This window comes from Enterovibrio calviensis DSM 14347 (assembly GCF_000621165.1).
GTDB classification, from domain to species: domain Bacteria; phylum Pseudomonadota; class Gammaproteobacteria; order Enterobacterales; family Vibrionaceae; genus Enterovibrio; species Enterovibrio calviensis.
This window is the reverse complement of sequence record NZ_KK211218.1, coordinates 38222-52464: the sequence shown is the minus strand read 5'-3', so window position 1 is coordinate 52464 and position 14243 is coordinate 38222. Positions and strand designations below refer to the sequence as shown.

The following is a 14243-nucleotide window of genomic DNA, read 5'->3' as shown; positions in this document are numbered from 1 at the left end:
ACTGATAGCTTTCTTTTTCCGGCGGTTATCCTATATAATCCCGCCTCATTTTTGTGAAGTACATCAACAAAAGCATTAAATTCGTGTCGGACGTTACATTGAGACGTTCTGGCATCAAGGGTTATCTATGAACTTTTCAGCGAAAACTGTCGTTATCATTGCGATTGGCGCGGCACTTTATGGGATTGGCGGCTTACCCATGTTTGGTATTCCCGTATTTGCCAATACAACGCTAAAACCAGCAATGGCTATCCTCGCACTTTTCTCTGTACTTTTTGGTCCAGGCGTTGGCTTCTTTGTCGGTTTTATCGGCCATTGGGTGACTGACCTTTTCGCTGGATGGGGAGTATGGCTCACTTGGGTGCTCGGTTCTGGCATTGTAGGTATGATCATCGGCTTCTTCCCTTTGCTCACCAAAAATCGTCTCAAATACGGCCGCTTCCCTGCCCTAGACATCGCACTATTTTCAGTGCTCGCGTTACTGGGTAATGTATTGGGGTATGGCTGTTCAGCGTTTTTAGACACCTTGTTATACGCAGAGCCCTTCACCAAAGTGTTCATTCAACTTTGCATTATTGCCGCAGGTAACGCCTTGTTAGTGACTGTTGTGGGCTATTTCATTCTTCAATCCGTTGCCAAGCGCAACAGCCAGTACCGCAATCTGGAAGAGGCTTAAGCGCCAATATGTCCATCGAATTTAAGAACTTTACTTTTCGCTACGATGCATTAGTCAATCCGACACTGAAAGGCATCAACCTTCGCATTGAAAAGGGCGAAAAAGTCCTCATCATTGGCCCTAGCGGCAGTGGTAAATCCACGCTGGGTCAATGCATTAATGGGCTCATTCCACATGCCATCGAAGGTCACATTCACGGCGAACTGCTGATTGATGGCAAGAATAGTCAAACCATGTCTCTGATAGAATATACAGAGAAAGTCGGCACCGTTTTGCAAGATACCGACAGCCAATTTGTCGGTCTCAGCGTAGGGGAAGACATTGCCTTCGCACTGGAAAACCAATGCGTATCCGTGGCAGAAATGTACCCACTGGTTAAAGCCACAGCCCAAATGGTCGACTTAGAGGCACTACTCAACCACGCACCTCATGATCTATCTGGTGGTCAAAAGCAGCGCGTATCGCTTGCTGGGATATTAGTTGATGACGTGGATGTGTTGTTGTTTGACGAACCGCTAGCGGCACTGGATCCAAAAACCGGCAAACGCACGATTGAAATCATCGATCAGCTCCATCGTGATACAGGCAAAACCATTATCATCATCGAGCATCGTCTTGAAGATGTGCTGACACATGCGGTCGATCGCGTGATCTTGATGGATAACGGTTCGATTGTCGCAGACACCACGCCTAATGCGATCTTGATGTCTGGCTTGCTCGACCAGCATGGCATTCGCCAGCCTCTGTATCTTTCAGCGCTCAAACATGCGGGTTGCCAACTGTCAGAATCGGACAACCCTGCTTATCTTAATCTGCTTGATGTTGAACAATTCGCGGCCCCATTGTTGCAATGGGCCGACGACTATACGCCAGAGCCAGCGAAAGCTGACAAACCGGCGCTGCTGACGATTGAAGGTTTAACCTATTCCTACGATGGCGAAAAAAATGCACTCGAAAACGTGTCATTTTCGGTTAATCGTGGCGAAATCGTCTCTGTGCTTGGCAAGAACGGGTCGGGTAAATCCACCATCACAAAACTGGTCATGGGCGTGCTTGAACCGGATGCGGGTACCATCCTTTTTGATGGCGACGATTTCAGCAAACTTTCTATCTTTGAGCGCAGCAAAAAAGTGGGCGTTGTCATGCAAAACCCTAATCACATGATTTCTCATCATATGATCATGGATGAAGTGACATTTGGCCTTAAAAATCTAGGTCTACGTGAAGAAGACATTGAGCAACGTGCCCTAAATGCTCTCGATCTCTGTGGCTTGAGCAAATACCGCCACTGGCCGATTGATGCGTTGAGTTATGGCCAGAAAAAGCGTGTCACCATAGCCTCGATTTTGGTGATGGAGCCAAAGTTACTGGTTCTTGATGAACCAACAGCAGGTCAGGATTATCGCAACTACAGCGCCATGCTGTCGTTTATTCAGCGTCTAAACAAAGAGCGCGGCATCACTGTCATGATCATCTCACACGACATGCATTTGGTGCTTGAATATACCACTCGCTCGATTGTTATTGCCGACAGTAAGCTCATCGCGGATGCACCGATGACTAAAGTATTTAGCCAGCCAACCTTACTCGACCAAGCCAACCTTGCTACCACCAGCCTCTATCAGATAGCTGACCGAGCAGGCATCAAAGACATTAACGGTTTTATGCAGCAATTCATTCATACTGAGAGTCATACCAAATGAAAGCATCGAAGATGAAATTTGGTATCAACTACATCGATACGAACTCCCCGCTCCATGCACTCAACGGCATCACAAAGTTTGCTTTGTTTATGGCATGGGTAACGGTGGTGCTCACCACGTTCGATCTGCGTATCATCCTAAGTATGGTCGCATTGGGCTTGGCGCTGCTTAACATGACGGGTGTGGCTTTTCGCGTCTATAAGCCTCTGTTGCTGGGCACATTAAGTGTCCTCAGCATGAATGCGGTATTCATGTTCCTCGTCGCCCCTCAACAAGGACCAGAATGGATTGGTACCACCACACCACTGCTTTCGTTACCGGGTAACTATTCACTAACGCAAGAAACTCTGTTTTATCTGTGCACAGTGACACTGAAATACTTCAGCATGTTCCCCATTGCACTGGTTTTTGTGTTCACAACGCATCCAACAGAATTCGCTTCCAGCCTTAACCGCATTGGCGTCCCATACAAAATCGCTTATGCCGTAAGCCTGACATTGCGTTATCTACCCGAAGTGAAAAATGATTTCGTTAATATCATGCACGCCCAACAAGCTCGTGGTGTCGATTTCTCGAAAAATGCGCCACTGATGGAGCGATTCAGAGGCGTGGCGAAAATCTTAATCCCACTGATTTTTTCGAGTCTTGATCGCGCCGATGAAATATCGAACGCAATGACACTCAGAGGATTTGGCAGAAATGCAAAACGGACGTGGTATAACGCTCGTCCTCTAGCAACTAAAGATGGCATTGCACTCATCATCATCGCTCTGTTGGTGGCTTTAGCGATTTACAAACGTTACACAGACGCTGCAACCATTTGGTATCCGTTCTAACGTCAGAGAATCGCAGCGCCAAATCACAACGCTAAATTGCAGCGTAAAATAGCGTGTGAAAATCTCTAACGGACACAACAAAAAAAGGAGCGATATACGCTCCTTTTTGTTATCTCTCCGACAAGGATTAACCTTCAAGCACCTTCATTAGCAAGTAGCCGTCATACATTGCTCGCTTAACCAATGCCGCGCCGGGCATGGTCGCTTGTGTATAAAAGTAGCTCTCATCAATCATCAGATTCTCACAGTAATGTGGTAATGCTTGATTCAACACCCTCTCCATAATGGCAGGATAGAGCACCGATTTGGCACGGTTAAACTCGCCGCCAATCAATACCCGCTGCGGGTTAAACAAGTTCACCATAATTGCGATAGCCTGCCCAAGGTTATGACCCAACTCAGTAATCACTTGTTGAGCAACGCCATCGCCTGCCAACGCAGCATCACAAATACTGTCGATGGTTAGCGGCTTATCATGCAATACACTCTCGTGGCCTTGATCAAGCAGAACCTGCGTATCATCGAGCACCGCTTGAAGGCTAGCCACGGTCTCCAAGCAACCGTTGTTGCCACAAAAGCAGCGTTTTCCAAACGGTTTGATTTGTATATGCCCTAACTCACCAATGTTACCCACTTGGCCTTCTAACACTTTTCCATCGAGCATGATGCCCGCACCAACGCCATGATGAATAGAAATGAGAATGGCGTTATCAACATCACGAGCATTTCCAAACAGCTTTTCAGCCAATGCCCATGATCGCGTGTCGTTACCAATGAACACTGGCAAACCCGTTGCACGATGAATGGCTGCACCTAACGGCATGTTGTAAACATCATAATGTGGCATTTGAATCACAATGCCTTGGGTGCTGTTAACCAGCCCTGGGAGGGAAACGGCAATGGACGTGACACGATCGACAATATTTGAATGCGTTGAGAAGAACTGATTAATGTATTGCTGAATCAGCTCTATGAGCACGTCCTGATCGAGCACGAGAATGTCATGGCGCTCTTCCACCAAGATGTCTCCGCCCAATTCATGCAAAGCCAGCGTCAGGTATCCTCGCCCGAGACGAATCGAAAGGAACTGCCAACCTTCATTATCTAATACTAGGCCGATAGCTGGTCGCCCGCGGCTGCCAGGCTCCCCATATTCCGTCTCTTTGACAAGGTGAGCATCAATCAGCTCACGTGTAATTTTGGTAATACTCGCAGGCGCCAATTGGCTGCGTTTAGAAAGCTCAATTCGAGAGATAGGCCCAAGTTGATCGATCAGCTTATAAACCGCGCCAGCATTGTTGCGCTTGATGTGATCTATGTGTCCTGGTTGGGCGAGAATCATCCCACTTTCCCTATAAAATTCATTAACAGTGAATTTTTTTACTTTGCGAAGTAATTGTGAAGCTTCATAGTTAGATGTCGTGATACACATCACGAGCTATTTGTTTCATCTCAAACAAATCAGTATCTGACACTAAAAATCAACGATTTAAATGTATGCCATTCTGTAATTTATGCATCAAATTATTTCTTCCCAAGACAGCTGCTAGGGAAACTGCCATAATCCTGCACCACATGAAATTCTGATTGTTGAAGCGGTATGTACAACGTCAACGAAATATTCGAAACCATTCAAGGAGAAGGCACCTTTACAGGCGTACCTTCCGTATTTGTTCGCCTTCAAGGCTGCCCTGTTGGCTGCCCATGGTGCGACACGCGCCAAACGTGGGATACGCTCCCAAACGATGAGCGAGATTTTGGTACCGTCCTTGCCAAAACAGGCGACAGCCCAACGTGGGCACAGGTATCAGCAGATGCAATCCTTGCTCACCTTGAGCAAAATTACACGGCAAAACATGTGGTTATTACTGGCGGGGAGCCATGCATTTTCGACCTAATCCCCCTCACCTCGCGCCTTGAATCTGCCGGTTATCGATGCCAAATCGAAACCAGCGGCACCTACGCAATTAAAGCGACCAAAGACACATGGGTAACGGTATCGCCTAAAATCAACATGCGAGGAAAACTCCCCGTGTTGGTAGAAGCATTAGAGAGAGCAAACGAGATCAAGCATCCTGTAGGTACGGAGTCTGATATTGAGAAGCTCGATACCCTGCTTGATGGAATTAATTTGAGTAGTAAAGAAATTGCACTGCAACCTATCAGTCAGAAACCAAGAGCGACTGAGCTTTGCATTAAAACGTGCATCGCGCGTAACTGGCGCTTGTCGATCCAGACACATAAATACTTGGATATCGCCTAAGCCCGCAAAGACATTGTCGACGTTGGGTTTCGCTCATCGTCAACCCAAACAAAAAGGGCCCTTAGGCCCTTTTTTGTTGTCCATCCCACATCCAGCTGCATGTGCCGATGCGAGTCAGATTGAAATGCTACTCACCGGTATAAATACAACCTGCTGTGCACGTTTCTTTGATCATCACTTTGCTCAAACATGGCAGTGATGGCTTAAGCTCATCCCAGATCCATTTCGCCAGCACTTCACTGGTCGGGTTCTCTAGCCCTTCAATGTCGTTCAAATAATAGTGGTCTAGACGATCATAAATCGGTTTGAATGCTTCTTTGATCTCCGAGAAGTCAATGACCCAACCCGTATAAGGGTCAACTTCACCCGCAACATAGATACGCACAAGGAACGAGTGACCGTGTAATCGACCACATTTATGGCCTTCTGGCACATGTGGGAGATGGTGGGCCGCTTCAAACATGAATTCTTTAAACAGTTCGGTGTGCATTTTGTACGTTCCTGTGATCGATAATGGCATACCCAAATAACCACACTTGGGTATCACTTGCGGGGGCGATGCTACTGAATAATTGTGCCGAGCTCAAATTGAATCACTGACCTCGGGCTTTCATCTTAAGATAAACACCGTATTTAGGCAGTCGTGTCTCCTCTCTGCCACAAAGATACGTGCTGCATTCGCTTAGATTTTCTCCGAACAGAACCTACAAGCAACCCCAGCAAATCAAGTATCTTGAGGTAGTTTGGCGTTAAAGGTAAACTTGCCTGCTTAATCGCGAATTATCCTAGCCTGATGACACGATTTGTCAGGCATTCTTCAATGGAGTTAGATGCAAATTATGAACTATATGCCTGTAGCAGACGTCCTGCGCGGCAAAACGGCAGTCGACACCGAAGTTACTGTCCGTGGTTGGATCCGCACCCGTCGTGATTCAAAAGCCGGTATCTCTTTCCTCGCCATTTATGACGGCTCTTGTTTTGACCCTATTCAGGCGGTTGTTTCTAATGAGCTGAATAATTACAAGGAAGATGTATTACGTCTTACCACAGGCTGCTCTGTTGAAGTGACAGGTAAAGTTGTAGAAAGCCCAGGACAAGGTCAAGCCTTCGAACTGCAAGCAACTGACGTAAAAGTCGTTGGTTGGGTTGAAGATGCTGATACTTACCCAATGGCTAAAACTCGTCACTCTATCGAGTACTTACGTGAAGTTGCTCACTTACGCCCACGTACCAACGTGATTGGCTCAGTGGCACGTGTTCGTAACTGCCTGTCTCAAGCGATTCACCGTTTCTACCACGAGCAAGGTTACTTCTGGGTATCTGCGCCATTGATCACGGCTTCTGATGCAGAAGGTGCTGGCGAAATGTTCCGTGTTTCTACACTGGACATGGAAAACCTACCTCGCACTGACGAAGGCAAAGTTGATTTCAACGAAGACTTCTTCGGCAAAGAAACTTTCCTAACAGTATCAGGCCAGTTGAACGCAGAAGCGTATGCCTGTGCGCTGAGCAAGGTTTACACCTTCGGCCCAACGTTTCGTGCTGAAAACTCAAACACCAGCCGCCACCTAGCGGAATTCTGGATGGTTGAGCCTGAAGTTGCGTTTGCTGACTTGGATGACGTAGCGAAACTGGCTGAAGACATGCTGAAATATGTGTTCAAAGCGGTACTGGAAGAGCGTCGTGATGACCTTGAGTTCTTTGCTCAACGCATCGACAAAGACGCGATCACTCGCTTAGAGAAGTTCGTTGATTCTGATTTCGCTCAGATTGACTACACCGACGCGATTGACATCCTGCTTAAGTCTGGCCAAACGTTTGAAAACCCAGTTGAATGGGGTATCGACTTGGCATCTGAGCATGAGCGCTACCTTGCAGAGAAGCACTTTGAAGCACCGGTTGTTGTTAAAAACTACCCGAAAGACATCAAAGCCTTCTACATGCGCCTGAACGATGACGGTAAAACCGTTGCTGCGATGGACGTACTTGCACCGGGCATCGGTGAAATCATTGGTGGTGCGCAGCGTGAAGAGCGTCTAGACGTTCTGGATACACGTATGCGCGCAATGAACATAGACCCTGAGCACATGAACTGGTACCGCGACCTACGTCGTTACGGCACCGTTCCACATGCTGGCTTCGGTCTAGGTTTCGAGCGTCTGGTTTCTTACGTAACAGGTATGGGCAACATCCGTGATGTTATCCCATTCCCACGCGCACCACGCAGCGCAAACTTCTAAGTTTTTGAATCGCTAGTTGGTTCAAAACACTTTCCGAAAGACCGCGGTTTCGCGGTCTTTTTTTATGTGATTTTCCCTCAAAACGCCCTTCCCAACCCACTTCGTCTATTTCAATGCACTTTCCACACGCTGATAGATGATAAAAGTACGATTCAGAATCATTCTTTCTTAGCTATCCAAGCAACCTTAAGAACACCGGACTCAACGCCAACCCTGCCTAAAAGGGCGATAAGAACATGATTCCACCTCTTGCGAAAAAATGTGCGATTGATCGCGTGAATCGACAGATACAAAGAACAATAAAATTTCAGGAAATTTCGGTTTTATTACAACGGATCAAAATGGTATAAACAAAGGTAGTTCCCTTTACTAACGCCATGGATGAATGAGATGTTTGAAAAAATAACTGCAGCCCCTGCCGACCCTATTCTAGGTCTTACTGAAGAATTCAAAGCAGATACACGCGCCGAGAAAATCAACTTGGGCGTCGGTATTTACAAGGATGAATCCGGTAATACGCCAGTTTTGGCTACCGTTAAGAAAGCCGAAGCGTTTCTACTTGAAAATGAAACGACAAAATCTTACCTAAGCATCCCAGGTACGCCTGAATATGGTTTAGCCGTACAAAAGCTGCTGTTTGGTAACGATGCATCTCTTATTGCAGATAAGCGCGCACAAACGGCACAAGCACCTGGCGGTACAGGCGCACTGCGTGTGGCAGCTGAATTTATCAAGCGTCAACTTGGCGATGTAAAAGTATGGGTAAGTAACCCAACGTGGGCGAACCACAACGGTGTATTCGCTGCGGCTGGCTTGGAAGTGGCATCTTACGGCTACTACAACGCAGAAACCAAAGACATGGATTTTGCAGCGATGCTGGCAGACCTTCAAACCGCAAGCGAAGGCGATGTGGTTCTTCTGCACGGCTGCTGTCACAACCCTACAGGTATCGACCCTGATGCCGCACAATGGCAACAACTTGCTGCATTGTGTAATGAGAAAAACCTTCTTCCGATGTTCGACTTTGCTTACCAAGGCTTCGCATCTGGCGTAGAAGAAGATGCTGCTGGTCTGCGTATTTTTGCCGAAGCATGTTCTGAACTATTGGTGGCAAGTTCATTCTCGAAAAACTTTGGTTTGTACAACGAGCGTGTTGGCGCATTTACCATCGTTGGCAATAACGCAGCTGAAACCGCTACCGCGTTTAGCCAAGTGAAAAGCATTGCTCGCGTTATCTACTCTAACCCACCAGCACATGGCGCAGCGGTTGTGACTGCAATTCTGAACGACGCGACGTTGCGCGCAGAGTGGGAACAAGAAGTGGCAGACATGCGTGTTCGCATTCAAGAAATGCGTGAGCTGTTCGTAGCAACCTTGAAAGAAGAAGGCGTGGAAGGTGACTTCAGCTTTATTCAGCGCCAAAACGGCATGTTCTCTTTCTCTGGTCTAAACAAAGATCAAGTGACGCGCCTGAAGGAAGAATTCGGTGTTTACATCGTGGGTTCTGGCCGTATCAGTGTTGCCGGCATGATGCGCTCTAACATGGGTCCACTGTGTAAAGCTATCGCTGCGGTACTGAAATAATTCCCTAAACCGCATCTAATAAAAAAGCGCCTTTCGGCGCTTTTTTTGTTTCTATTTCAGATAATTGAAATCTATTTTGGGTATCACCAAATGTTGAGTTACCCGACGCCGTGCAAAAACTCTGCTCGCGTGGAGGCATTCTGTTTGAAGTTACCGCCCAATGCTGTGGTTGTCGTCGCACTGGTTGCATCCATCACCCCACGCGCTTTCACACAATAGTGCGTTGCATGCATGTGAACAGCAACATTATCCGTTTCCAATAGCGTTTGCAGAGCCACCAAGATTTGACGAGTCAAACGCTCTTGAACCTGTGGGCGCTGCGCGAAGAAACGCACGATGCGATTGATCTTCGACAAGCCAATGATTTTGTTCTTAGGGAGATACGCGACAGTACACTTGCCATCAATCGTGACTAAGTGATGCTCACATGTGCTGGTCATGGTGATGTCTTTCACCCTTACCATTTCATCACAGCCCATTTTGTTGTCGATCACGGTAATCTTAGGGAAGTTTGCGTAATCGAGTCCCGAGAACACCTCATCAACGTACATTTTTGCAATGCGCGCTGGTGTTTCCGTCAAACTGTCATCATCGAGGTCAAGATCGATAACAGACAAAATTTCCCGCATGTGATATTCAATTCGTTCTTTCTTTTCTTCCGCGGTCATTGTGGAGCCGGTCTGCATTGGTGTCTCAATACCGCGTGCGATAAGGGCTTCGCGGACTCGTGTTGCTGAATCGCTCAATGCTGTCATGGAAAATCCTTGAATTATTGCAATGTTGTTATCTAATTAATTACTCGTCATTCACAGACAAGGATCAATTTCTGTCAGATTTTTGAAGCATAGCGTTTATAGTAAAAAATTTACACCTCGAAATGCGTGTGGGCATTAGTTTCAACGGCTAAAGTTTGCCATAATGCCCGCTTTATTCTACGTATTGAGCATATTTCGCTCAAAACTACTGAGAGTTCATTATGGGTTGCTGCGACACTCCTGGTTTGATGCCTGTATCAACGGCTATCGACATTCTTTTGGATCAAACCACGCCACTGACACAAACAGAAAACGTGTCGCTGATTGACGCACAAAATCGCATTACGGCAGAAGATATTCGATCTCCGATCAATGTCCCACCTTTTGCTAACTCAGCAATGGATGGCTATGCCCTTCGCTGTGCTGATTTAGAAAAATCTCACACGCTTGCTTTGGCAGGTAAATCGTTCGCTGGCATTCCTTTTGAAGGCGAATGGCCAGAAGGAACCTGTATTCGCATCATGACCGGTGCAGAAGTGCCAGTAGGTGCAGATGCGGTCATTATGCAGGAGCAAACCGAAGTAAACGGTGATCAGATTACCTTTACTGCATCAGCGACCGCTCAACAGAACATTCGCCCTATCGGTGATGACGTTAAGCAAGGCGCAGTCGTGATTCCTAAGGGCACGCTGTTAACGCCTCGTGAAGTGCCTATGCTTGCAACGCTGGGTATTGCAAATGTTACCGTGATTCGCAAACCCAAAGTCGCATTCTTTTCTACCGGTGACGAATTACGTCAAGTCGGTGAACCTTTGGGTAAAGGCGAAATCTATGACAGCAATCGCTACACCATTCGTGCAATGCTAGAAAAAATGCACTGTGAAGCGATTGACTTAGGTGTGGTGCCAGACTGCCCTGAAAAGCTACGACAAACCTTTTTAAGTGCCGCAGAGGACGCTGACGTGATCGTCACATCCGGCGGCGTCAGTGTAGGAGAAGCCGACTACACCAAAGACATTTTGGATCAAGAGGGTGAAGTTGGCTTTTGGAAAATTGCTATCAAGCCAGGCAAACCCTTTGCTTTTGGCACCGTTAAAGATGCACTTTTCTGTGGCTTGCCTGGTAACCCAGTGTCTGTGCTTGTCACTTTGCACGTGCTAGTTCAACCGCTTCTCGCGAAATTAGCGGGCCACACGCAATGGCAACCAACCATCGCAATCAAAGCTAAAGCAGAAACACGCTTCAAAAAAGCGCCGGGGCGAGCTGACTACCAACGTGCCATCTATCGTATGAATGAACAGGGTGAACTCGTTGTCGCGTCAACAGGTAACCAAGGTTCTGGCGCGTTTAGTTCACTTTCATTGGCAAACTGCTTTGCGGTTCTTGAACAAGAACGCGGCCATATAGAAGTGGGTGATACTGTCATGATTGAGCCATTCAGTGCAGTGTTGAACTAATCCTGTATTGAACTCGCCAATGTGGTAGCTGGTGTAAATTAAACGTCTCGCTGACATTGACCAGCTACTTCGCCCCTTTCTCTACTCATCTACCCGAACGCTAAGGGACAACGTGGACATTCTCTCTCCGGAAGAAGAACTCAGATATAACCGCCAAATTGTACTCAGACAGTTTGATTTCGATGGTCAAGAAGCCTTAAAACAGAGCCAAGTCCTGATTCTTGGTGCTGGCGGTTTGGGCTGTGCTGCAAGCCAATACCTAGCAGCCTCAGGGGTTGGTAAGATAACGCTCATTGACGACGACCACGTTGAACTTTCCAACTTGCAGCGACAAGTGCTTCACAGCGACAGCACGATTGGTGAGTTGAAAGTCGAATCCGCAGCCACAGCGTTACGCAAGCTCAACCCACATGTCATTGTCGAAACCATCGAAAAGCGATTAGATGACAAAGCATTGCTAGCGCTGATCGAGCAACACAATATTGTTATTGACTGCTCAGACAATATCACCACACGAAACCAACTCAACCAACTTTGTTTCCACTCAAAAACGCCATTGATCAGCGGTGCTGCTATTCGTTTGGAAGGGCAAGTTGCCGTGTTCACATACAGCGAGAGCGAGCCCTGTTATCAATGCCTCAGCACGCTGTTTGGCGAACAGGCTTTGAGCTGTGTAGAAGCAGGGATTTTGTCTCCTGTGGTGGGGATCATTGGAGCCACACAAGCGCTTGAAGCCATCAAAGTGATATCAGGTTTTGCATCAGCACCTACGGGTAAAATCATGCTTTACGACGCTTTGAGTAGCGAATGGCGGTCGTTTTCTTTACCTAAGAACCCGAGCTGCGGTGTCTGCTCCACTTAACACTCATACCTCTATTAAGTGACAGAAATCTCAATATAGAAAACATCTACTACAATTAGGAAGGCCTCTGCTGACTGCTTAGTTCACATCACAGCATCAACAGAGAGACGTTCCTTTTTGTGTGGATGCATTACAACAACGATGATAAAAATCCTATCTATTGTCCTTGTTATCATGGGTATGTTTGCGCTCCTTTCGGCGTTAAGATCGTCGATCTCCTTATATCGACGTGATCGACGCCCTTCCACATTCAGTTTTGTTCCCGTCATGCTTGGCTTCATCATTGGCTATATCTACTATGCCGCCTTTCTCACGATGAAGCCCGAAATCGCCTTTATTGAGTGTGTCGTCGCTGTGATATTTTTTGGTGGTGGGATTTTCTGCGTCATGATATTTGGCGTCGTGTCTCAGAGTATGGAGCGTATCGCTTATGCGGAGTTCCAACAGCGCCACAATGCGTCACATGATCGACTCACTGGCCTACCCAACCGACGATTTCTCCTCAGCACCATCAGTGAACAAATCATCGATGACGGTGCAGGCCAGCATAAATTTGCCTTAATCATTATTGATATTAATAACTTCAACAACTTAAATGAAGTATTTAGCCATCAGAAAGGCGATATTTTACTCGCTCAGTTCTCAACACGGCTGAAAGAGTACGTTGACGATGATGTATTCCTTGCGCGTTCGAGTGGCAACCGGTTTACCTTGGTTCTGCTCAACCCTGAAACCATCAATATTCCCGCCTACATTGAAGGTATACAAGCGTATCTCGATCATCCTTTAACCATTAATGATCATGATATGAACTTAACCAACACCGCCGGTGTTGCTCTATTTCCAGAGCATGGTTCCAACGCAGAAGAGTTGTTAAAACGAGCCGAAATTTCGATGTATAGCGCGAAACGGATTCAAGCGCCTTACGCCATTTATGAGCCATCAACATCCAGTCATTTTTACGATCAAACCGAATTAGCAGCCATGCTACACAACGCGATTTCAACAATGGATTTTGAACTTTACTTCCAACCCGTCATGAATGTTCAAAACCCACGCCAAACAACGTTTGAAGCCCTTATACGATGGACTTTGGGTGACGGATATATTGTACGCCCAGATGATTTCATTCCTATCGCGGAACAAACCAACGCCATTAAGCAGATCACGCATTGGGTGCTGGAAACAACCATTTCCCAGCTTGCTGAATGGCAATCACACGCAATTTTTCCGCAGGTACAAGTGAATTTATCTGTTAAAGATTTAGAAGATAACAACCTTGAACCCTACTTAAAAAGATTACTCAAAACCTACGCCATTGACCCCGCCCAATTAACCTTGGAACTGACAGAAACCAGCATGATGCAAAACCCCTGCAAAGCACGAGAAGTCCTTGAGCAAATTAAAAAGCTCGGCGTGCACCTAAGCATCGATGATTTTGGTACAGGCTTTTCATCATTATCAATTCTCAGCAATATGCCGATCGACGAAATCAAAATCGACCGCAGTTTCGTCACCGATCTACTCTACAGCAGCAACCATGAAGCCATTGTTAGGTCGACCATTTATCTGGCACACAGCCTTGAATGTCGTGTCGTCGCAGAAGGTGTAGAGACCGAAGCATTGGGCCAGTATTTGATGTCTATCGGGTGTGACAAGATACAAGGCTATTGGTATGGGCGACCCATGAACTTGGCCCAGACTGATGCTTGGCTACAAGAATCTCACCTCGTAAACTTCAGAGTTGCTAGCCAAAACTGATCGATCGTTCACCCGTTGTCCTCACAATATGTTGAAATAAACCCTCCTATTTTCCCTCGTTTATTCGACCAACTTACTGTTTGAACACAAAACAATCGATTCATAA

Annotated in this window: 12 protein-coding genes; 9 read left to right on the top strand and 3 right to left on the bottom strand. The window is 46.7% G+C overall.

Features of this window, described 5'->3' with window-relative positions; translation table 11 throughout:
• The first annotated feature begins 127 nt into the window (after window positions 1-127).
• The 3 genes from Q365_RS0121460 to Q365_RS0121450 are packed head-to-tail and all read left to right on the top strand — an operon-like array spanning window position 128 to window position 3215.
• Window positions 128-676, top strand: a complete 549-nt coding sequence (locus Q365_RS0121460; protein ID WP_028025287.1) for an ECF-type riboflavin transporter substrate-binding protein — start codon at window positions 128-130, stop codon at window positions 674-676.
• Window positions 677-684: 8 nt separating this feature from the next.
• Window positions 685-2379: an ABC transporter ATP-binding protein gene (locus tag Q365_RS0121455; RefSeq protein WP_028025286.1), complete on the top strand. Its 1695-nt coding sequence runs from the start codon at window positions 685-687 to the stop codon at window positions 2377-2379.
• Window positions 2376-3215, top strand: a complete 840-nt coding sequence (locus Q365_RS0121450; RefSeq protein ID WP_028025285.1) for an energy-coupling factor transporter transmembrane component T family protein — start codon at window positions 2376-2378, stop codon at window positions 3213-3215. The genes Q365_RS0121455 and Q365_RS0121450 overlap by 4 nt, the downstream gene beginning before the upstream one ends.
• A 127-nt stretch (window positions 3216-3342) precedes the next feature.
• On the opposite strand, the gene mlc is transcribed toward Q365_RS0121450, so the two are convergent.
• A complete protein-coding gene (mlc, locus tag Q365_RS0121445) occupies window positions 3343-4557 on the bottom strand; it encodes a sugar metabolism global transcriptional regulator Mlc (protein WP_028025284.1) in 1215 nt (404 codons plus the stop codon).
• Window positions 4558-4815: 258 nt separating this feature from the next.
• Between mlc and queE the strand changes: the two genes are divergently transcribed.
• Complete coding sequence (gene queE, locus Q365_RS0121440) at window positions 4816-5478, top strand: 7-carboxy-7-deazaguanine synthase QueE (RefSeq protein WP_028025283.1); 663 nt, start codon at window positions 4816-4818, stop codon at window positions 5476-5478.
• A gap of 127 nt (window positions 5479-5605) precedes the next feature.
• On the opposite strand, the gene queD is transcribed toward queE, so the two are convergent.
• A complete protein-coding gene (gene queD / locus Q365_RS0121435) occupies window positions 5606-5968 on the bottom strand; it encodes a 6-carboxytetrahydropterin synthase QueD (protein ID WP_028025282.1) in 363 nt (120 codons plus the stop codon).
• A 349-nt stretch (window positions 5969-6317) separates the two neighbouring features.
• Between queD and asnS the strand changes: the two genes are divergently transcribed.
• Together asnS and Q365_RS0121425 are read left to right on the top strand one after the other, a co-directional pair.
• Window positions 6318-7718, top strand: a complete 1401-nt coding sequence (gene asnS / locus Q365_RS0121430; RefSeq protein WP_028025281.1) for an asparagine--tRNA ligase — start codon at window positions 6318-6320, stop codon at window positions 7716-7718.
• Window positions 7719-8108: 390 nt separating this feature from the next.
• Entirely contained in the window at window positions 8109-9302 is a 1194-nt protein-coding gene (locus Q365_RS0121425; RefSeq protein ID WP_028025280.1) for an amino acid aminotransferase, read from the top strand.
• Window positions 9303-9400: 98 nt separating this feature from the next.
• Here the strand turns inward: Q365_RS0121425 and folE are convergent, their stop codons facing one another.
• Entirely contained in the window at window positions 9401-10057 is a 657-nt protein-coding gene (gene folE, locus Q365_RS0121420) for a GTP cyclohydrolase I FolE (RefSeq protein WP_028025279.1), read from the bottom strand.
• A gap of 221 nt (window positions 10058-10278) precedes the next feature.
• Here folE and moeA point away from each other — a divergent pair, with 221 nt between their 5' ends.
• The 3 genes from moeA (at window position 10279) to Q365_RS0121405 (ending at window position 14137) form a co-directional block, all read left to right on the top strand.
• Window positions 10279-11514: a molybdopterin molybdotransferase MoeA gene (gene moeA / locus Q365_RS0121415; protein WP_028025278.1), complete on the top strand. Its 1236-nt coding sequence runs from the start codon at window positions 10279-10281 to the stop codon at window positions 11512-11514.
• Window positions 11515-11626: 112 nt separating this feature from the next.
• Entirely contained in the window at window positions 11627-12376 is a 750-nt protein-coding gene (moeB, locus tag Q365_RS0121410) for a molybdopterin-synthase adenylyltransferase MoeB (protein ID WP_028025277.1), read from the top strand.
• Between the two features lie 141 nt (window positions 12377-12517).
• A complete protein-coding gene (locus Q365_RS0121405) occupies window positions 12518-14137 on the top strand; it encodes a putative bifunctional diguanylate cyclase/phosphodiesterase (RefSeq protein ID WP_028025276.1) in 1620 nt (539 codons plus the stop codon).
• The last annotated feature ends 106 nt before the right edge of the window (window positions 14138-14243 follow it).

Excerpts from the sequence above, each read along its gene's own strand:
- Q365_RS0121460 (WP_028025287.1), top strand. The coding sequence starts at position 128 with ATGAACTTTTCAGCGAAAACTGTCGTTATCATTGCGATTGGCGCGGCA.
- Q365_RS0121455 (WP_028025286.1), top strand. The coding sequence starts at position 685 with ATGTCCATCGAATTTAAGAACTTTACTTTTCGCTACGATGCATTAGTC.
- Q365_RS0121450 (WP_028025285.1), top strand. The coding sequence starts at position 2,376 with ATGAAAGCATCGAAGATGAAATTTGGTATCAACTACATCGATACGAAC.
- mlc (WP_028025284.1), bottom strand. The coding sequence starts at position 4,557 with ATGATTCTCGCCCAACCAGGACACATAGATCACATCAAGCGCAACAAT.
- queE (WP_028025283.1), top strand. The coding sequence starts at position 4,816 with ATGTACAACGTCAACGAAATATTCGAAACCATTCAAGGAGAAGGCACC.
- queD (WP_028025282.1), bottom strand. The coding sequence starts at position 5,968 with ATGCACACCGAACTGTTTAAAGAATTCATGTTTGAAGCGGCCCACCAT.
- asnS (WP_028025281.1), top strand. The coding sequence starts at position 6,318 with ATGAACTATATGCCTGTAGCAGACGTCCTGCGCGGCAAAACGGCAGTC.
- Q365_RS0121425 (WP_028025280.1), top strand. The coding sequence starts at position 8,109 with ATGTTTGAAAAAATAACTGCAGCCCCTGCCGACCCTATTCTAGGTCTT.
- folE (WP_028025279.1), bottom strand. The coding sequence starts at position 10,057 with ATGACAGCATTGAGCGATTCAGCAACACGAGTCCGCGAAGCCCTTATC.
- moeA (WP_028025278.1), top strand. The coding sequence starts at position 10,279 with ATGGGTTGCTGCGACACTCCTGGTTTGATGCCTGTATCAACGGCTATC.
- Q365_RS0121405 (WP_028025276.1), top strand. The coding sequence starts at position 12,518 with ATGATAAAAATCCTATCTATTGTCCTTGTTATCATGGGTATGTTTGCG.